Annotated in this window: 19 protein-coding genes and 2 pseudogenes; 5 read left to right on the forward strand and 16 right to left on the reverse strand. The window is 64.1% G+C overall.

What is annotated here, in order from left to right; all coding sequences use genetic code 11:
- Nucleotides 1-79: 79 nt before the first annotated feature.
- Nucleotides 80-478: a DUF1304 domain-containing protein gene (locus tag ACLKOZ_RS01095; protein WP_436472298.1), complete on the reverse strand. Its 399-nt coding sequence runs from the start codon at nt 476-478 to the stop codon at nt 80-82.
- A 120-nt stretch (nt 479-598) separates the two neighbouring features.
- Between ACLKOZ_RS01095 and ACLKOZ_RS01100 the strand changes: the two genes are divergently transcribed.
- Together ACLKOZ_RS01100 and ACLKOZ_RS01105 are read left to right on the forward strand one after the other, a co-directional pair.
- Nucleotides 599-1,636: a response regulator transcription factor gene (locus tag ACLKOZ_RS01100; protein ID WP_436472299.1), complete on the forward strand. Its 1,038-nt coding sequence runs from the start codon at nt 599-601 to the stop codon at nt 1,634-1,636.
- Between the two features lie 107 nt (nt 1,637-1,743).
- Nucleotides 1,744-2,502, forward strand: a complete 759-nt coding sequence (locus ACLKOZ_RS01105; RefSeq protein WP_436472300.1) for a DinB family protein — start codon at nt 1,744-1,746, stop codon at nt 2,500-2,502.
- A 139-nt stretch (nt 2,503-2,641) separates the two neighbouring features.
- On the opposite strand, the gene ACLKOZ_RS01110 is transcribed toward ACLKOZ_RS01105, so the two are convergent.
- The 8 genes and pseudogenes from ACLKOZ_RS01110 to ACLKOZ_RS01145 all read right to left on the reverse strand — a co-directional run bounded on the left by ACLKOZ_RS01110 (nt 2,642) and on the right by ACLKOZ_RS01145 (nt 9,084).
- On the reverse strand, nt 2,642-3,046 hold the full coding sequence (locus ACLKOZ_RS01110) for a hypothetical protein (RefSeq protein ID WP_436472301.1): 405 nt from the start codon (nt 3,044-3,046) through the stop codon (nt 2,642-2,644).
- A 253-nt stretch (nt 3,047-3,299) separates the two neighbouring features.
- Nucleotides 3,300-3,602 carry a putative quinol monooxygenase gene (locus tag ACLKOZ_RS01115; RefSeq protein WP_436472302.1) on the reverse strand — a complete coding sequence of 101 codons (303 nt, stop codon included), beginning with the start codon at nt 3,600-3,602 and terminating at the stop codon, nt 3,300-3,302.
- Nucleotides 3,603-3,611: 9 nt separating this feature from the next.
- A complete protein-coding gene (locus tag ACLKOZ_RS01120) occupies nt 3,612-3,791 on the reverse strand; it encodes a hypothetical protein (RefSeq protein WP_436472303.1) in 180 nt (59 codons plus the stop codon).
- Nucleotides 3,792-4,032: 241 nt separating this feature from the next.
- The gene (locus ACLKOZ_RS01125) at nt 4,033-4,596 is read right to left on the reverse strand and encodes a dihydrofolate reductase family protein (protein ID WP_436472304.1); all 564 of its coding nucleotides are present in this window, start codon (nt 4,594-4,596) and stop codon (nt 4,033-4,035) included.
- 138 nt (nt 4,597-4,734) lie between these two features.
- A complete protein-coding gene (locus tag ACLKOZ_RS01130) occupies nt 4,735-5,052 on the reverse strand; it encodes an ATP-binding protein (protein WP_436472305.1) in 318 nt (105 codons plus the stop codon).
- A gap of 3 nt (nt 5,053-5,055) precedes the next feature.
- Nucleotides 5,056-6,921 (reverse strand): glycosyltransferase family 2 protein, encoded by a 1,866-nt coding sequence (locus ACLKOZ_RS01135; protein WP_436472466.1) that lies wholly within the window; start codon nt 6,919-6,921, stop codon nt 5,056-5,058.
- 161 nt (nt 6,922-7,082) lie between these two features.
- Complete coding sequence (locus tag ACLKOZ_RS01140; RefSeq protein ID WP_436472306.1) at nt 7,083-8,315, reverse strand: glycoside hydrolase family 26 protein; 1,233 nt, start codon at nt 8,313-8,315, stop codon at nt 7,083-7,085.
- A 401-nt stretch (nt 8,316-8,716) separates the two neighbouring features.
- Nucleotides 8,717-9,084, reverse strand: a pseudogene (locus ACLKOZ_RS01145) (STAS domain-containing protein).
- Nucleotides 9,085-9,412: 328 nt separating this feature from the next.
- On the opposite strand from ACLKOZ_RS01145, the gene ACLKOZ_RS01150 reads away from it, so the two are divergent.
- Nucleotides 9,413-9,967: an MOSC domain-containing protein gene (locus ACLKOZ_RS01150; protein WP_436472307.1), complete on the forward strand. Its 555-nt coding sequence runs from the start codon at nt 9,413-9,415 to the stop codon at nt 9,965-9,967.
- A 1,023-nt stretch (nt 9,968-10,990) separates the two neighbouring features.
- On the opposite strand, the gene ACLKOZ_RS01155 is transcribed toward ACLKOZ_RS01150, so the two are convergent.
- The 6 genes and pseudogenes from ACLKOZ_RS01155 to ACLKOZ_RS01180 all read right to left on the reverse strand — a co-directional run bounded on the left by ACLKOZ_RS01155 (nt 10,991) and on the right by ACLKOZ_RS01180 (nt 15,280).
- Nucleotides 10,991-11,320, reverse strand: coding sequence for a hypothetical protein (locus ACLKOZ_RS01155; protein ID WP_436472308.1), 330 nt, complete (start codon nt 11,318-11,320; stop codon nt 10,991-10,993).
- A 170-nt stretch (nt 11,321-11,490) separates the two neighbouring features.
- Nucleotides 11,491-11,946 (reverse strand): AAA family ATPase, encoded by a 456-nt coding sequence (locus ACLKOZ_RS01160; protein WP_436472309.1) that lies wholly within the window; start codon nt 11,944-11,946, stop codon nt 11,491-11,493.
- Nucleotides 11,947-12,019: 73 nt separating this feature from the next.
- Nucleotides 12,020-12,136, reverse strand: a pseudogene (locus ACLKOZ_RS01165) (VOC family protein); the annotation flags it as partial.
- A gap of 149 nt (nt 12,137-12,285) precedes the next feature.
- Nucleotides 12,286-13,872: a serine hydrolase domain-containing protein gene (locus ACLKOZ_RS01170; RefSeq protein ID WP_436472310.1), complete on the reverse strand. Its 1,587-nt coding sequence runs from the start codon at nt 13,870-13,872 to the stop codon at nt 12,286-12,288.
- Nucleotides 13,873-13,955: 83 nt separating this feature from the next.
- The gene (locus ACLKOZ_RS01175; protein ID WP_436472311.1) at nt 13,956-14,462 is read right to left on the reverse strand and encodes a methyltransferase family protein; all 507 of its coding nucleotides are present in this window, start codon (nt 14,460-14,462) and stop codon (nt 13,956-13,958) included.
- Nucleotides 14,459-15,280 carry an alpha/beta fold hydrolase gene (locus ACLKOZ_RS01180; RefSeq protein ID WP_337350246.1) on the reverse strand — a complete coding sequence of 274 codons (822 nt, stop codon included), beginning with the start codon at nt 15,278-15,280 and terminating at the stop codon, nt 14,459-14,461. Before ACLKOZ_RS01180 ends, ACLKOZ_RS01175 begins: the two co-directional genes overlap by 4 nt.
- Before the next feature lie 64 nt (nt 15,281-15,344).
- Here ACLKOZ_RS01180 and ACLKOZ_RS01185 point away from each other — a divergent pair, with 64 nt between their 5' ends.
- Entirely contained in the window at nt 15,345-15,497 is a 153-nt protein-coding gene (locus ACLKOZ_RS01185; RefSeq protein ID WP_337346504.1) for an LPXTG cell wall anchor domain-containing protein, read from the forward strand.
- A gap of 49 nt (nt 15,498-15,546) precedes the next feature.
- On the opposite strand, the gene ACLKOZ_RS01190 is transcribed toward ACLKOZ_RS01185, so the two are convergent.
- Nucleotides 15,547-16,089, reverse strand: coding sequence for a GNAT family N-acetyltransferase (locus ACLKOZ_RS01190; protein WP_436472312.1), 543 nt, complete (start codon nt 16,087-16,089; stop codon nt 15,547-15,549).
- A 115-nt stretch (nt 16,090-16,204) separates the two neighbouring features.
- On the opposite strand from ACLKOZ_RS01190, the gene ACLKOZ_RS01195 reads away from it, so the two are divergent.
- A complete protein-coding gene (locus ACLKOZ_RS01195; RefSeq protein WP_436472467.1) occupies nt 16,205-17,419 on the forward strand; it encodes a virginiamycin B lyase family protein in 1,215 nt (404 codons plus the stop codon).
- Nucleotides 17,420-17,492: the final 73 nt, after the last annotated feature.

The raw sequence follows: 17,492 nt of genomic DNA on the forward strand, positions 1-17,492 counted from the left end.
CGCACTGAGTCAACAGGAATGCCGTGGATACCTTCTCCCTGAGGGTATCCACGGCATCTTTGCGTCTTTCAAGTGCCGCTTAGAAGGCCAGCGCGACCAGCGCCACCAGCGCCGGGACCGTTGCACCGAGCGTGCCGGGAATGCTTTCGCCCTTCCGGGGGTAATGGCCCAGGGCGTCCGCCAGCAGCATGGTGGATCCGCCGAGCACCATGTTCGCGCAGCAGTAGATCACCAGCGTGTAGCCCACCACCAGGTACCCCAGGTTCACGGCCACCACCCCGGCGATGACGCCCAGCCCGATCAGGAGGTTGCGGAAACCCGTTGGGATGGCCCACATCATCACGGCTGGCACGTTCTGCGGCGGTGTGCTGAGGAACTTCTGCGCCCCCGGCCGGTGCATAAAGAAGCTCTCCAGCGGAAACACGGCGATGTGGATCAATGCGGCCAGCACCGCGAAAACCTGGGCTACGGCGTTCATGAAGGAAAAGTACGACGCCGGCACACGCTGCCGCGATCCCCTCACCGGGGGTTTGGGGAGAGGCCCTTAACCCCCGGTTTGGGGGATTGCGCTCCTCCGGGCCGATCGGATACTGGATGTATGTGGGAGGAACGCGCTGAGCGTGCGCGGCGTGAGATCGCCGCCCTGGCTACCGGCGGCCTGGACGTCGCCGACCTGTATGAGTCCGCCATGGCTGTTGTGCGGCAAACGGTGCCGTTCGAACAGGCCTGCTGGGCCGGCGTCGACCCCGAATCCCTGGGGATGACGTCCGTGACCAACTGGCGTCCATGGCCGGTCACGGACGAATATGCGGCCCGTTTCGCCCAGTCCGAATACACCGGCCGGGAACCCAACACGTTCGCCGAGTTGCTGCAGCGGCCGCGGCCTGTCGCGAGGATTTCCGATGCACCGCACCGGGAAGTGGTACGCAGTATCCGGATCAACGACCTGCTGCTGCCGCTGGGCCTGGACCACGAGCTGCGCGCGGCGTTCCGCGTGGACGACGCATGCTGGGGCGTGGGCAGCCTGTTCCGCGAGTCCGGGCATGACTTCACGGACCGCGAGGTGGAATTCCTCGACGCCGTGACGGCGACCCTGGCGGCGGCCACCCGGATCGCGGTGAGGGCCGCCCACCAGGCCCGGCCCGCCGCCGTCGGGCCCGTGATTGTCCTGGCCGGACCGCACGGTGAACTGCAGGCGGCAACGCCCGCTGCGACGTCCTGGCTGGCCGAGGTGGAGGACGCGGCTCCCGGCCGGTTCAGCATGACGCTGTATGCCGCGGTGGCGCGGGCGCGCGCGGCGCCGTCGGGGACTGCACGGGCGCGGATGCGCGACGCCGGCGGCACCTGGGTGGTGCTGCAGGCCAGCCGCCTCATCATGGGCGACGACCCTGAGCAGATGGTGGTCACGGTGGAACCGGCCACCACGCACGACCTGGTCAGCTTGCTGCTGGCGGCCTACGGGGCCACCGCCCGGGAGCGGGACGTCTTCCTGGAGGTGCTGTCCGGGAGTACGACGGCGGACATCGCCCGGCACCTGTTTATCTCCCCACACACGGTCCACGACCACCTGAAGGCGCTGTTCGGAAAGGTGGGCGTGGGCAGTCGCGGCGAGTTGGTGGCGAAGCTGCTGGTGTGAAGGGGTTGTCTGCACTGGGGTACGCGAAAGGCAGTGCCGGGCCATACCCTTCGGCGCGGCCCCGTAATGCTTGATGCTCTCGGTTCCTCCATGGAAGAGTTACGCGCATGGCGACCTTCACCGGATCCGAAGACCTGCAGGGTGCTCAATTTTTTGACGTGAACCTGCGTGGGGCCCGTTTCGTCCGAAGTGATCTGTCCGGTTCCGTGATGCGAGGCGTGGACGTGGAGCGTGCGGACATCGACGCGCCGTGGCTCCTGGAAGGCAAGAGCTTCCTGCGGGTCAACGGCGTGGATGTGGCTCCTTTCGTGGAAGCCGAACTCAACCGCCGCTTTCCCGGCCGTGAAACCAGGCACGCCCGGGATCCTGAAGGCCTGCGCGAGGCCTGGGCCATGCTGGAGCGGACGTGGGCGGCCACGCTGGAGCGCGTCGCAGGCTTGCCTGCTGGCACTGTCAACGTATCTGTCGACGGCGAGTGGTCCTTTTCCCAGACGCTCCGGCACCTGGTGATGGCCACGGACAAGTGGCTGGGCAAGGGCATTCTGGAGAAGGACAAGCCCTACCACCCAATTGGCCAACCCAATGTCGAGTATGAGACCGATGGCCTGGATATGTCGGTCTTTAGCACGGCCGCACCGTCCTATGATGACGTGCTCGACGTCCGGGCCGGCCGCGTCGCCATGGTGCGCGAGTTCCTCGCCGGCGTCACCGCGGTGGACCTGGCCCGGACGCACGAAGCCCCCGATGAGCCGCAATACATGGTGACCACACTCGAGTGCCTGCACACGATCCTCCACGAGGAATGGGAACACCACCGCTTCGCCGTCCGCGACCTTGACGCGATCCAGGCGGAACGTAAGGGATAAGACACTGGGGTGGGATAGGAATCTCAGCTTCAGGAGAGGCAAAGGATGCGATCCCGGACTTCCAGGGCTCAGAGTGGATATTGAATAACTGACGGGTTAGTAGCCGTGCGGTGAACCATTTGCGTCAAAATCCGGCAACTCATGATTTTGAGGAGCCTGCAATGCGTTCCGCCAGGAAACGGGCTATGGCAAAGCTCCTCGACTCCGGCTTTTCCTGGTCACTGCCTTCCAACTCGGCCTCAACTCGGCCCCATCGGTGCATTTCGTCCAGAACGAACCGCCACGCCGCTATTGGCAGCGTTACGCTGAGCTCATCGTCTGTGGGCGGCCAGCCAACCAGCCCTTCCCCACTTCTCGGATGAAGACGCGCCGCCTCCCAGCCTGCACTACGAACTCGCCGGCCTTGGTCGAGCACGCGATCGTCGCCGTCCTCTGCAGCAATGTCAACACTGTTATCAATGGTCGCGTCAATGATCTGCCAATCACCGACGCTAATAGTTAACTCAACCGGTTTGGCTGATTTCTCTGATTCCGGATTCGACATAGCCTCAGCCTGCCGTAACCCTCCTTGGTGGAGAACAGGCGCGCCGTTGGACTGCTCGTTTGGGGAACGCTTGAGCGGACGCATATTTTTTGGCGCGGAAACTCGCAGCGTTCTGCAACACCGAGTGATGCTGGCATTCTCAGCCAGCATCGCAAAGTATCAGCCCGTGGAATCGACGGTCCCCGCCCTCCCGGAGAGCCAACGAACCGTCTGGTCGTCCTCACCAGCGAGCGTGCGCTTGGAGCGCGGCGGTTCAGTCGCGCAGTGGTGATCCGACGACGTTAAAGCGGAACCCGCCGAAAGCGCCGGACAGAAGCGGCCGTGCGGCCGCAATAGCCGCTTGGACCTCCGGCAGCGCGAGTGAAGCTTGATGCGCTTCCGCGCTTTCCCAAAGTTCCACGACGAACACCGTATCGACGTCGTCGTCGCTCACCCCCACCTCATACGTGAGGCAACCGATCTGTTTCAGGGTGTCACTGCGCCGAGTCAGATGAGCCACCAGCTCATCACGCTTACCATGGATCACACCAAGTGTTCCCGCGTTTGCGAAAGTCATGGCCCAACCCTACCTACGCTGAGGAATGTAGGCCGTCGACGGTGACCAGGTCAGCGCTTCCCCGATCGACTGCGCGGTGGCAGTGTCCTCATAGTCGAAGAAGCGGTCCGGCATCTTGCCGTTGCGGATCCTCCGGGCGGCGGTCGCCAACAGGTCGATCAGATCCGTGCCGACAACAAACGAGCTCAACGTGGTCCCCCTGTCTGGCGAACCGCGGCCGGCCCGGTTCGCGCAGCCTATCGCCGACAATCGATCCTGCCTAGGGCGGTGACTGCCCGCGGCCGTCCCGAGCCCGCTGAGGGATCCCTCTTCGGACGGATCGTCTGCGGTGAAAAGCAGGATTGGCAGGAACATCATGATCACGTTTCGGAACACAACTCCACGAGATCCTTGGGTGGCCCGAAGCCCGCGCTGATCCGGCGTCGGGCACTCAGCGCTTGGTCTCGTACCTGGTCAGGATCACACCGTCGGGAAACGTCCGGGTCTCCACCAGGTTCAGGTTCACCCAGTGGTCCAGAGCTGTGAAGAACGGCGTGCCGCCCCCTACCAGGACCGGATGGGTGACCATCACGTACTCGTCGATCAGCCCGGCCCGCATGGCCGCCGCGGCGAGTGTGGCACCGGCGATGTCCATGGAGCCGTCGTCGTCGGCCTTGAGCCGGGTGATCTCGGTGACCGCGTCGCCGGTGACCAAACGAGTGTTCCAGCCGACGGTGCTGGTCGTCGACGAGAACACCACTTTCGGCATGGCCCGCCAGCGGCGGGCGTACTCAATGTGCGCAGGCGTGGCCCCCGGCTGCTGGTCGGCCGTCGGCCAGTGGGAACTCATCGTCTCCCACAGTTTGCGCCCGTACAGCGCCAGGCCCGTCGCCCTCACCCGTTCGGACCACCATTGGAACAGCTCGTCGCTCGGTAGGCTCCAGCCGAGGTCGTCGCCGGGTGCGGCGATATAGCCGTCCACGCTCACATTCATGGCGAAGGTCAGGTTGCGCATGGCGTCAGTCTCCCGTGAGTCGGCATCCGTTGTACAGACCAGTACGGCGCGGAGAAATCATCCGTCAGGCCAAACCAAGGCCCAGTTGAATACGGCGCCAAGCAAATGCTCCGGTGGACGGATCCCTGATGGCGACGCTTATGGCCGCAGCCACTTGAAGGGGGCCCGGGATTGGGATTTTTTCTGGGCGCTGAGACCGTCGTCCCTGAGGTGCGCTTCGGGGCGGTCCGGGTAGACCTCGAGAGTGAGATTGCAGAGAGTGCTGCCCTCATCGTTGCCGTGCAGGATTATGTTGGCAGCGATTTCGATGACGGCGGTTTCGAACATTGCCCGGTCCAGTTCGGACACGTCCGGTGAACTGTTCCACATCTCGGCCAGGAGGTTGTGGACTTTCCCCAGGCATTCGGGGTCCGCGCACGCGTGGAGCTCGTGGATCTGGAGTGGTTCGGCGGTCATTTCTCACCGTCTTCTGTCGGGGGTGTAGCCCTTGTAGAGGGCGGCTCGGATGATCACGCTGAGGAGCACGAGGTCGAAGGCGACCCAGGCGATGTTGACCAGGGTTCCGGCGGGTGCGCCGGCGCCGACGAACATCCGGATGAGCCCGGTGACGGCGGCGATGACAAGGGCGGCGATGGTCACAAGTTGGGGGCGTATCAGGGACCAGGGCGGACCGTCACCCTGGCGGGTCTTCGGGGTGACCGCGAATCCGAGGTCGCGGCCGAAGATAACGTTGGCGGCCGCCGTCGTGCAGGCTTTGATCCAGATGGGGAAGAGGGCAATGCTGTATTGCTGTCCGCGCCAGGTTTTCCTGCCGCGGGCGGCGACGAAGAACAGGACCTGGTTCACCATCAGGAAGGGGATCAGCCTGGCGAAGAAGTCGACGCTGAGTGCAGCCACTGGCAGTACTCCAAAGCACAGGAAGATGATGGGGGCTGCGATGTAGACGACGGCGGCGAAGCCGGAGAGGTAGCTCCACATCGTGGAGAAGTACATGAGCCGCTGCCCTGCACTGAGGCCATTCTGCAGGAGCGGGTTTTCTCGAAAGAACACCTGCATCGTGCCCTGCGCCCAGCGCAGCCGCTGGGTCAGCATGGTGCGGAGGTCCTCCGGGGCCAGACCCTTGGCCTGGATCTCGTGGTGGTAGACGCTCTCCCAGCCCTGTGTGTGGAGGCGCATGCAGGTGGCCATGTCCTCGGTCACTGAGTTTGTAGCCATCGGCATGACGGGTATGGCTTCGTCGGAGCGGTCGACGTCCAGTGCCTGGACCATTCTGCGCACCGATTTGATGGCGCCGATGGGTGACCAGTCCCGCTGCGCCAGTCTGTCGATCGTGGCGTCGTCGATGGAGACGGTCCTGTTGTCTCCGGAGAGGCGGGCGATCTCGTCCAGGTCCGCCTGCAGCGATGCGACATCGGCCGTCACGATGCTCCTGGCTGCGGCATCGACCTTTCGCTGGAAGTCATACGTGATGCTGGCGACAGGCCTGTTGTCATGCAGGTCCTTCCGGGCGTTGCGGACGGCCATTTCCACTTCCTCGAGTGCCTGGAACACATGGGGTCCGGTGGCTGCATGTTCGGTGCGTGCTCTGGCGATGACCTTGTCGGCGGCTCTCAGGGTTTGCCGGACTGTGGTCCGGACGCCCTGGACATAGCCGGTGATTCCGATCTGCATGAGGGCTTCGCGCCGGATCATGGCGTTGGAACCGCAGAAGAACGCGGCGTTCCAGCCGTCCTTGCCCTGCTGGATCGGGCCGTAGAAAAGTGGTGCCTGGCTGCCGAGGATGTCCTCGTCCGTGACATTGTGGAACCACTGCGGGGTCTGCACCAGGGCAACCTTTTCGTTGGCGAAGTGACCCAGCATGCTGTGCACGATTCCCGGTTCCGGGACCTGATCCGCGTCCAGGATGAGGAGGAACTCGCCCTGCGTGGCGGCCAGGGCGTTGTTGAGGTTACCCGCCTTGGCGTGCCGGCGGTGGTTCTCCCAGTCGGGGGAGCGGGTGATGTAGCCGATGCCGGCTGATTCGGCAGCGCTTTTCATGGCGAGCCGGCCGCCGTCGTCCAGGATCCAGGTCTTGTGCGGGTAGCTGATACGGCTTGCGGCGAGGGCCGTGGTCATGACGAGGTCGATGGGCTCGTTGTAGGTGGTAATGAACACGTCCACCGTGAGGTCCTCGGGTGGGGCAGGCGGGGTGTCGCGTACGCGCAGCTTCCACATGGTTAGCCCGAAGAGGAAGGCATCGACGAGGCTGTAGGTTTCGACCATAACCAGCGGCACGCTGATCCAGGCTGCGGACCAGTTCACCGAGAACAGCCACCGCCACACCATGTAGTTCACGCCCAGGATCAGGGTCAGGGTTGTGAGGATCCTGACGACGAGTTGGTGGTTCACGGAGCGACCCTTCCAAACATTGGGTTCCGACCGGTCACCCCGCACCCGTCGCAGCAGAGCGGGTGGGGGGTGACTCAGTAGTATCGCGGACTTAGCGTTCAGCGGGCCGCCAGGGCCGTGCGAAGGGCGTTCGTCGAGGCTGTGGAGCTGTTGATGCGCCAGTCGACTTCTTTGTTGTGGTGGAACCAGACAAAGCCGGTGACGTCGGACTGCGCTGCCAGGTAGGAGACCAGGGCGGTGTTCCAGTTGGCTTTGGACCCGCCGGCTTCGGCGGAGGCCGTCTCGGAGATGATGATCGGCTTGCCGGGAGCGAGGCTCCGGAGAGCGGTGAGGCCCTCACCGAACAGGGACGACGGTGATGTCCAGGAGCTCCAGGACACTGCGGTTCCCCAGTTGTAGCCGTCCAGGGCGACGACGTTGACGTAGGCGGCGCCGGGGTAGAGCCCGGTCAGGGGCGTGGAACCCCAGTACGGGACGTTCGGGCTCCAGACCCACTGGACGTTGGTGGCGCCGGTGGCGGCCACCACGTCATGGACGTGGCGCCACGCGGCGACGTAGTCGCCGGCGCCGTTGCCATTGGCTGCTTCAGCCCACGGGTACCAGTTGCCGTTCATTTCGTGGGCGAAGCGGAGCATGACGGGCTTTCCCCAGGTCTTCAGGGCGTTGCCCCAGCCCTGGATGTAGGTGTCGAAGTCACCGGCGGTGATGCGGTCCAGGGCGTACGCGGGCTGGTTGGCGCCGTTTCCGCTCCACAGCCAGGGTTCCCAGGTGATCAGGCTGGTAGCGCCGCGGGCGTCGACGGCGTTCAGGTCTGCGATCGGGGCGGCCTGGCTGAAGTCCTTGTAGGACATGATGATCGACGGGTTTTCCTTGACCAGGGAGGCGACGGCGTCCAGCTCGCTGGCAGCCAGCGGCCCGCCGGGGGTGGACACGCCGAACCGGAGCGGGTCGGAGCTGATCGGCGGGGTGAGAGTTGTCGCCGACGTGTTCGTCCGGGCGGCCATCGTTATCGGTGCAGACCCGGCGCCTGCGCTATCACGGCCGGCATTGAGGGAGGCTGGGCTGTACGTGACGCTATACGCCGCGGATGCCGATGCCTTGCGTGCCGTGGCCGTCACGACAACGGTTGTATCGGTTGTGGCCGGGATGATCACATCGGCTGTGAAGGAGCCGTCAGCTCCGGCAGTGAACGGGACAGAGGATGAGCCGGCCGTCAGGGTCCCGGAGGACTGGCGGGCAAAGCCGGCGCCGGTCACGGTCACGGACGCTCCGGCGGGCCCCGCTGAGGTACTCAGGGTGATCTCTGCCCGTCCTGCGGCCTGCGAGGGCACTGCGATGCCTAACAAAACAGCCAGTGACAACACCAGTCCGGAGACTAGTAGCTGTATCAATCGATTCTTATGCACAAACACTCCCCAGCGTCGGTAAATAATGAGGCCCCCGTGGCGGGGCGAAAGTTCTGCCTCAGTGGCCTGGTCGGGCACGCACCATGAGATGCGTTCAATCAATGGGCACTGAGGCCCGGATAGTTCCCTTTCAAGGCCTCAACAGCTCGCTTTGGAAGGAATCCCGGGACAATGGTCGCAAACGGCAGAGGCCTCCGGCCGGAATTGGGAGGAATCCTTCGTAAAACCCTGTGCTGGCCTTAGCGAATCTTGAGCAAACCTAGGCAAACCTGCGGCCTCGTTCATACGGATGCGTAACTACGGCGGCGGGGGCTCCGTGTTGCCGCTTAACTTCCGGCCGGGCGTGCCGGAACGGACAGGGTGAGTTCGAAGCATTCTTCGACGGTGTTGTGGGGGCGCAGGATCTGGTCAAGGTTGGTCAGTTTGAGAACGGTCATGACCTGTGTCCCGGGGCGGCGATGCGCAGGTCCCCGCCTGCCAGCCGGGCTAATTTCAACCCGGAGATCAGCGCGCCGAGGCCGGTGGAGTCCATGAATTCCGTTCCGGCCAGGTCCACGACGATTTGCTTACGGCCCTCCTGGTCGAGGACATGTGCCAGAAGTTCACGGAAGCCGGGTGCCGCGACCATATTCAGCCGCCCTGTGAGACGGATGGATCCTTGGCAAAGCTTTTGGAACACGGTTAGAAGCTGCATAAAGCGTGGGAAACGCCTGCTACGAGCGTCCGGAATAGGGACGAGCCGGGCCGACGACTCACGGCGGCAAACGCACTGAAACAACCCCGGAAAAGGACCTGGCCACCATCGAACGCCTGGGCGGGTGGAAGAGCCGGCCAATAAGCTGGCGGTGATCCGCTTGCGTCTCATTACCAAAGGCGTGGTGTACTTGCCGGCATATAACTCGATTCAATTACCATCCCGGGAATGTCGGCCTTCATTGCGCGCCACAACGAAGGCTGAAAGGTAAATCCCAACCCGGCGCCTAGGCTGGGAAGGTTGGATTACCCAGGCGTAGGAGCGATACATGAACGGAAATGTGGGCAGCTACGTTGTTTCAGTCAGTCAGGATGCTCAGCATAAGTTCAGTAAGCAGCAGCGTCCGTCGATCCTTCTCGTTGAGGGGCTAGGAGTAGACGGAGATGCCCACAGCGGGACTACTGTTCAGCATCTCTCGAGAGTTCGACGTGATCCTACGCAGCCCAACCTGCGGCAGGTGCATCTGATCCACGCAGAACTGTTCCTGGAGCTTGAGGAGGAAGGTTTCTCAGTGCAGCCCGGGGACCTCGGAGAGAACATCACAACTCACGGCGTCGATCTCCTGGCCCTGCCGGAAGGAACACTGCTGCGGATAGGAGCGCACGCGGTCGTTCAGGTGACAGGTCTGCGTAACCCCTGCCTCCAGATTGATCGCTTCCAAGCCGGGCTCCTGGAAGCAGTTCTACCCCGAGACAGCGGGGGCAATGTAATCCGAAAAACAGGGATCATGGGCATCGTACATACGGGCGGCGAAGTAAGAGTCAGTGACGGGATTCAAGTCGAGCTGCCAGCTGAACCTCACCGCCCTCTCGAACGCGTCTAACCACGACAATGCTGAGATTATCTTGGCTGGCTGCTGAAAGGGCCGAGGCTAACGCCAAACGGCGCAGCGGAGTCAGCCCCAGACGTCGTAGGTTTCTACTTGGCAAGTCACCCCAGATCAGGGTAGGACTCCCCTTAGAGGTATAGGGTGCGGCTTATTGCTGATAAATCGGGGGAAACAAGTGCGGTGGTTTCGCAGAGCGTTATTTGAGCACCGGCGCCTGCCACAACGTGTACGCATGCTGCGGATAATTCAGGCGGGTTCAGCCGCTGCCGCGTTTGGCTGCGCTTTAATCTCCATTGGTTTCCGTCTCGGGCCGCACGCCTTCAATTTGCTCCTGCTCATTCCGGTTCTAGTGCTTCTGGCCTCTGTCTTTGGAGTCGGTCTTCTGACATGGAGAAATTTCGAACGCACAGCAGAAATTTGGGCGGAGAACGTCAGAGGTCGAGGGCTGGAAACTGCAGGGTTTGGATGGCTTGTCGATACCGGGACGATCCGTGGTCTGGGCGCTGGGAAGTGTATATCTGCGGTAGTCATCCTCTTAATGGCGATTACGCAAATCATCTGGCCGGATTTCGTATCAAGATGAGCTACTCGAATGGTGCCATTGCTGCCTCAGGTTTGGAGTCCGCAGGGGCTTCTACTGCAGTAAACAAGGTCATGAGGGCACCGCATAGGACTATAGAAGTCGTCCAATCAGTGGGTCTCGCCGCCCTGGTGGTGTCCGTTAGTCAAAGGCTGCTGGGACGTTTCTGCTCACATACCCCGGGAGGTTCGTGGGCAAGTAGCTCAGGACGGGTCGGACTTCTTCCTCATGTAGGTGTAGGCGAAATAGAGGTTTAGAGGCAGGATCCCCAGTACTGCGATAAGGGCGTCACCCACGCGAAAACCATAGGCTAGCAGTGCTAGAACGAATGTGATGAGCATTCCAACCGCTCGACCGTGAGGACGACTGGCACGCCTCGTTCCTAGTCCGAAGATCGATCATGAGCTGAACCTTTTCCGGGACGGTGTCCCCCCTTGTCAGGAAGCCGGGCGGCCAGCCAGGCTTAGCACCGTTACCAGGACAGCCATCACCATGAACATAACTCCAAAGAGCCTGAGGAAGCGAGGATTGGCGAAGGCCGTCCCTGAGTAGTCAATTCCCCACATTCTCAGGCCCTTCATCATGGAGGCATAGACTTTGGCCGATCCGCGGAAATTGGTTGCCAGTACAAGGCCGAACAGAAAGGCCAGCAGCCCCAGCCCAGCCGTGACCCATGACATGCCGAAACCTCGAGCATCCCTGACCACCAGCGTGAAGGCCACTCCGGCCGTTCCGATCACCGCGGCGGCGGCCACGTATACAACCATGATTGCCCTTTGCGGCTGCGGCAAGGCTTTGACTAGCTTCCATAGATTCATTAGTCCCCCTGGCTGATCCGAGCCCTTGCCCCGCTAGAGGTAAACGTAGCCTGCACTGCTTGGAGTCTCAACGTCTCGGCGGCCCGGGGGTAGCGCGATTGGGGATCCTCCGCCGGGCGTCAGGTCTCTTCGGACGTTGCGATGAGACGTTCAACCTCATCCGCCAAATCTGGGACCGGTCGACGACCATCGAGTTCGAGGGTTGCCCCGTTCCGAAGCAGCGGTTCGACGTCGAGAATGTATTGGCGGATCGCGGACTGGTCTACCTCTGAGTTGCCGTAGGGATTGTTCGAACGAAGCGACACTCGCTCGATGAGGACTTCTACGGGTGCGCTCAGGAGAACAACAGCGGCGAAACGGTCATAGAAGCGTCCTTGATTCTCCACAGTTCCCGAGACAACCAGGGACGAATCAGATGCCAGAAGTGCCGACATGCGCGGTTCATCCCACGTGCCGTCAGGAAGCACCCAGGCGTCGTAGTCGGTGTCGATCGTCCGGTAGCCCCGCCGGGACAACTCGTGCAGCACCGTCGTTTTTCCCGCCCCTGACATGCCGGTGATCAGAACTCGAGACATGGGAGCCAGCGTATACGGTGCGCAAGGGTGCCCGGTAGCCGATCCTCAACCGGGCGCGGTGCCATTTCCGCGCCTACATGGTTGCCACAAGCTCCAGCTCGAATCCATCAGAATTTACCAGGTATGCTGCATAGTGCTCGGGCCCGCCGGCATGCGGGTACTTGTCCTGGAACAACTGCACCCACCCGTGGCAGCGGCTCTCCTCGACAAACATTAGAGGGGCGCGTCGGGGCCGCCAAGCGTCATGACAGTCGCGATAGTGCAAGCGGCGATTTTGCTGCAGGGGCAGAACAATGCGGGGGCGAGACGGTCGATCGCCGCAATGCGCCGGTCAGGGCGTCAGCCGGGGCTTGAACGGGCAGTATCAGCCGGCGCCGCACGCAACCGGGCGAGCAGCCACACCGTCCGCGGAACCGGCCAGAGGAGCGCCAGCGCGAGGACCGGCACGAGTGAGACGCCGACGTCAGGGAACTGGCGGATGATGACGAACAGGTGGGTGTCGAACCGCGCGGGGGCGTAGGCCAGGCACAGCCAGAGCGCAAACGCGTCGAGGGCGAGGGCGACGACGGCCCACGCCAGGGGAGCCCAGCGTTTCCGGGCCGCCGCACGCCTCGGAAGCAGGAACCGGAGCGCAGCCCACAGACTCACCAACTCCGTCAGCAGAAGCACAAAAGCGACAGCCCAGCTGTAGCGCTGCAGCCAGTCCTCGAACACCACCGCCGGCACGGGGGACTGCCCATAAAGGATCCTGAGCACATTGGTGTCGATGGCCTTCAGCCGCGATGGGGCAGCGGTGTCATTGCCGTTGATGACCAGGGCAACGCCGAGGCCCGACTCCGGAACCATGGCCAGGTACGTGTGGCTGTTGCCCCATTCGCCTTGGTGTTCCACGAGCCGCGGCAGGGCTGAATCCGGGACGGGAGGTGCGGCGGGATCAGCTGACTCGAACAGTGGCCGGGTGAACCAGCCCATGGCGTAGCCCTTGGACCCGTCCACTTGCACGCGTGGCTCGAACATCGCCGCCACGCTCCCGGGCTGGAGAATCCGGGCATCGCCGTACCGTCCGCCGTCGAGCAATGCTGTCAGCTGGTGCCCCAGATCCTCGGCCGAGGCATACAAAGTGGAGGAGGGCATGCCGGCGGCGGGTACGGGCACATCTGTCCTGAGCCAGAACGAACCGAACCACCGGGAATAGCCGGCGGCCGCGTTGTCAGCGCGGGCGGCGGCGCGCGTCGGATGGCTATTGGACATCTCCAACGGCCCGAAGACGTGCTGTTCCAGATAGTCTCCGAAGGGCTGGCCGGTCACGGTCTGAACCAGGACACCCAGGATGTTGAAGTTGGCATTGGCGTAGTGGAACGCCTCGCCGGGCGCGCGGTCCAGGGGAGCACCTGCCAGGGCGCGGACCCCTTCCTCGAGGGCCTCCGGACCTTGCGCGTCGGAGGCCTCGAAGGCCGTGTCCTTCGAGGACATGCCGCTGGCTTGGTGGAGCAGGTGCCGGACGGTGATCGCCGACGCTCGGCTGTCGTTCATCGTGAACCAGGGCAGGTAGCTCTGCACCGGCTCATCCAGCCGCAGCCGGCCGGCTTCTACCTGCTGCATCACGGCGATGGCCGTAAGGGACTTGCTGGTGGAGGCCAGCAGCACCGGTGTCTGGGTGGTCATCGGCCGCCCGGAGTCATCGGCCCGGCCAAATGCGGCCGAGTGCACTTGTACGCCGTGCTGGACGACGGCGACGGCGGCACCCGGGATCCCGACGTCGTCGAGCTGTTCCTGCAGGTAAGAGTCCAACGCACTGTAGGCCTGCTCGGGACTAGTGGGCGCTGCGGGCGTCGGAGGTGCCGGTGCCGGCGTCGTGACGCCGAGGATCCCCACGGCCAGCAAGCACAAGAGGGAGCAGCGCGCTGACCTGGTAACAGTTCGCATGCCCACACCCGCGTTCGGCCGACCGTCCTTTCACGGTAGGGTCCTGCCGGACGGAAAACAATGCACGACGCCGGGATCGCCGCTCACGCCCGCGGGAACCCGAGGTAGCGCGGCACCCTCTTGGCGTATTCCGGGTAGGACTGCGGGAAAAGTTCGGCCAGTATGGCCTCTTCGCCGAGGACAAAGCGGTGTTCCAGGAGCACTTCGGCCGGCAGCGTCGCGATAACCCAGGACGAACCGGCCAAGGTTCCCGAGCCCAGTTGGAGGAGCCACCAGCCCACATACATGGGGTGGCGGGTGATGGCATACGGACCGGTGGTGACCAGTTCCTCCGGCCGCTCCAGTGCGAAGGGGCCTGGTGCGCGGCGCCGCCGTTCAGCCAGAGCCCAAAGATTCAGGCCGACGCCGGCAAGCACCAGTCCAGCCCCTGCCGTCCGGTGCAGGGCGCGGGAGCCGGGAAGCGGTCTTGGCCGGATCCGGTCAAGGAGGAAGTCCAGAGTTATCGCGGCCACGGTGGGAAGCGGCAGCGGGAGGTTTTCGTAGGCTTCCCTCAGCCGTTTGGCCACGGCGCTCGCAGAACGGTCCGTCACAGTGTTTCCGACGGATGGAGGGCATCGGCGAGGGATCGGAAGAACGCCGCCGCATCATCGGCGATCCGGTCCGGGACCTCCCAAAGGACCACATGCGCCACATCGGGGTAGACCTTCAATACCGAGCCGGGGATTCGGGCAGACAGGGTTTCCTGGTCGGTGCGTGGCAGCAGGTTGTCCTGGGCGCCCCACAGGATCAGCGTGGGCGCCTGGATGGTGCCCGATTCCGTGGGTGGAGTGGCTTCGCAGAGCCCGTACAGGATGGCCTTCCACGCATGGGCAGGCATCCTGAGACCATCGCGCACCAGGTTGTCGATGTACCAGGCCGGAACCTCGTGTACCAGCGGAAACCAGGTCAGCGAATCCCGGACCCAGTCCTCGTCGAGGGGGTCGGTGAGTTTGTCCACTTCGTCGGCGAAGGCCGGCCGCCCCTGAAGGCTCACGGGACAGCCCGCCAGCACCAGCGCCGCCACCTTTTCAGGATGGACGACGGCGAGCTGCTGGGCCACGTAACCGCCGCTCGAAGAGCCGACGACGTATGCCCGCGGAACGTTGAGCGCGTCCAGGATCGCGGCAGCATCCTCAGCCTGTTCCCCGAGGGAATAGCCAGCCTGCGGTTTGTCCGCTTCGCCCTGCCCGCGAAGGTCCGGGGCGTAAGTCCGGAAACCGGTGAGGAGGGGTATCAGGCGGTCAAAGCTCCGGCGGGATTCACCCCACGCATGCAGAAGTAGCAACGGTGGGTCGCCGGCGTCGCCCTGGACGCGGCACGGCACGGTGATGCCGGTGCGGAGCCGGAGATCCCGGACTTCGGGTTCCATAGTTTTAGGGTACGCCGGCCGTTAATACACCGGTTCGGTACCTTGGTGCCGTACGCTTTCCGGCATGGGACTAATCATCACACTACTTATCATTTGGCTCGTTCTGTCGATCCTGGGCTTCGTGCTTGAAGGCCTGCTGTGGTTGGCCATCATCGGCCTGGTGCTGTTTGCGGCCACAGCAGTCTGGGGCTGGGTGAAACGAAAAGCCAGGGCCTGACGCCTAAGCTCATCCAGCCGAGGGCCGACCGTGTCCCGGCAGGACAGAATCAGTAGAGGATGCGCTGGTACAGGATGTGGTCCTGCCAGGATCCCGCGATCCTGAGGTAACTGGGGGCTGGCCCTATTTCCTCAAACCCGGCGCGTTTCAGGATTTTCTGCGAGGCGGCATTGTGCGGGAGCGTTGCGGCCTGGAGACGGTGCAGCGCCAGCTCCCGGCGCGAGAAATCGGCGGCGAACGCGATCGCTGAGGAGCCGATGCCCCGGCCGTTATATTCCTTGTCCACCCAGTAGCCGAGGTGGGCACTGAGGAACGGCCCGCGGACAATCCCTGTGAGGGTCAGCGCGCCGACAACGCGCTCCCCCTCCAACAGAACAAACGGGACTTCGGAACCAGCCGCGTGCTGGGCGAGTGTCGAGGCGATGATCTGGCGTTGCCTCGCGGCGGTGAAGAACTCGTCCTCCCGTTCCGGTTCCCATGGCGCAAGGTGGTCCCTGTTGTGCTGATAGGCGGCCGCCATCGGTTCGGCATCGGAGGCGCGCAGCACCCGCATTTCTACGTTGCCGGTCAGGGAGTAGGTCTTTGCAGTCACCCGGTGACTATAGCTGGCGGCCTACAAGAGGCGGACGTCCGCGAGCCCAACGGCCGGTAGGATCGGAGGATTGCCGCAGGTCGGCCGCACTTTTTGGGGGAACACCGTGAAATTCATGCCACTGCGCCGCGCCATCGGCACGGCCCTGCTTGCCGCCGTCGTCAGCGTTCTCGCGCCCGCCGTCGTCAGCGTTCCGGCCGCTGCCGACGACGGGACGGACGCAGGCCCGATGATCGGCATCGGCATCCAGCCGCTCGGGATAGCGGAAGGGCCGGACGGCACCCTCTACGTCAGCGATTACGATTGGTCGGGCGGAATCAGCGTCTACCCGCCGGGGGAGACGCAGCCGTCCCGCACCATCAGGGCGGGGCGCTCCCCGTCGTCGCTGGCGGTCACCCCGGACGGCACGCTCTACGTGACGCAGGCCGACGAGTCCGGGCAGGCACAAATCGGCGTGGTGGCGCCCGGCGCCGATGAAGCGGCCCTGGCCATCAAGGTGACCCCCGGCCACCACTGGCTAACGGTGGGGCCGGACGGATCGCTCTACGTTGCCAACCCGTCCGAGGGGTCCCTGTCCGTGGTCCTGCAGGGCGAGGCCTGGATCAAGCGCACCATCCAGGCGGGGCCGAATCCGGTGGAGGTGGCCGTGGCCAAGGACGGTACCGCCTACGCCACCAACGAGCTTGAGGGCACGGTTACCGTGGTGCCCGCCGGCGCACCGGCCCCCTCGCACACTATCGACATCGGCGCGAAGGCCCATCCGCATGGGATTGCCGCCGCTTCGGACGGGACCGTCTACGTGGCGAACATCCTCACCGACGACGTCGCGGTCATCCAGCCAGGCGGCACGGCGGTGGCACGTCGCATCCCCGTGGGCACGGCACCGCAGGAAGTGGTGGCCGCTCCGGACGGGACGGTCTATGTGACCAACAGTTTGGATGACACGGTCTCGGTCATCCAAGCGGGCGCGTCCGCTGTTTCAACGACGGTTCCCACCGGTGACGACCCCGGCAGGATGGTGGCCAGGGCGGACGGCACTGTGGTGGTGGTGAACCGGCGCGGGAGGTCCCTCACGGTGATTCCCGCAGCATCGGGGACGGCCGCACCCGCGCCCGCCGGGGCCTCTTCCGCGGAAGCGGCGGCTGAGGCGGCGCCCCAAGGGGTTGCCGGGACGTCCGACGGCGGCACTCCGGGTGCCAGCCTCCCTGCGGTGGCCGCGGGCACGGCAGCTGCGCTGTTGGCGGGCGCCGCCACGCTCGTTGCCGTGTTGCGCCGGCGGCGAGTGAAGAACAGTGCCGGCCGGCCGGCGTCGGCCTGGACGTTCGAGTAGTAGTGCCGCCAGGCGGCCGTCGTCGAGCGGCCGGATGATTGGCCCTCGGCAAAGCAGGCGTGCGTGGGTACGG

It is taken from the genome of Arthrobacter sp. R4, assembly GCF_051365025.1.
Taxonomy (GTDB): Bacteria; Actinomycetota; Actinomycetes; order Actinomycetales; family Micrococcaceae; genus Arthrobacter.

Coding starts and splice junctions, on each gene's coding strand:
- ACLKOZ_RS01095 (WP_436472298.1), bottom strand. CDS start 478: ATGAACGCCGTAGCCCAGGTTTTCGCGGTGCTGGCCGCATTGATCCAC.
- ACLKOZ_RS01100 (WP_436472299.1), top strand. CDS start 599: ATGTGGGAGGAACGCGCTGAGCGTGCGCGGCGTGAGATCGCCGCCCTG.
- ACLKOZ_RS01105 (WP_436472300.1), top strand. CDS start 1,744: ATGGCGACCTTCACCGGATCCGAAGACCTGCAGGGTGCTCAATTTTTT.
- ACLKOZ_RS01110 (WP_436472301.1), bottom strand. CDS start 3,046: ATGTCGAATCCGGAATCAGAGAAATCAGCCAAACCGGTTGAGTTAACT.
- ACLKOZ_RS01115 (WP_436472302.1), bottom strand. CDS start 3,602: ATGACTTTCGCAAACGCGGGAACACTTGGTGTGATCCATGGTAAGCGT.
- ACLKOZ_RS01125 (WP_436472304.1), bottom strand. CDS start 4,596: ATGCGCAACCTGACCTTCGCCATGAATGTGAGCGTGGACGGCTATATC.
- ACLKOZ_RS01130 (WP_436472305.1), bottom strand. CDS start 5,052: ATGACCGCCGAACCACTCCAGATCCACGAGCTCCACGCGTGCGCGGAC.
- ACLKOZ_RS01135 (WP_436472466.1), bottom strand. CDS start 6,921: ATGGTGTGGCGGTGGCTGTTCTCGGTGAACTGGTCCGCAGCCTGGATC.
- ACLKOZ_RS01150 (WP_436472307.1), top strand. CDS start 9,413: ATGAACGGAAATGTGGGCAGCTACGTTGTTTCAGTCAGTCAGGATGCT.
- ACLKOZ_RS01155 (WP_436472308.1), bottom strand. CDS start 11,320: ATGGTTGTATACGTGGCCGCCGCCGCGGTGATCGGAACGGCCGGAGTG.
- ACLKOZ_RS01160 (WP_436472309.1), bottom strand. CDS start 11,946: ATGTCTCGAGTTCTGATCACCGGCATGTCAGGGGCGGGAAAAACGACG.
- ACLKOZ_RS01170 (WP_436472310.1), bottom strand. CDS start 13,872: ATGCGAACTGTTACCAGGTCAGCGCGCTGCTCCCTCTTGTGCTTGCTG.
- ACLKOZ_RS01180 (WP_337350246.1), bottom strand. CDS start 15,280: ATGGAACCCGAAGTCCGGGATCTCCGGCTCCGCACCGGCATCACCGTG.
- ACLKOZ_RS01185 (WP_337346504.1), top strand. CDS start 15,345: ATGGGACTAATCATCACACTACTTATCATTTGGCTCGTTCTGTCGATC.
- ACLKOZ_RS01195 (WP_436472467.1), top strand. CDS start 16,205: ATGCCACTGCGCCGCGCCATCGGCACGGCCCTGCTTGCCGCCGTCGTC.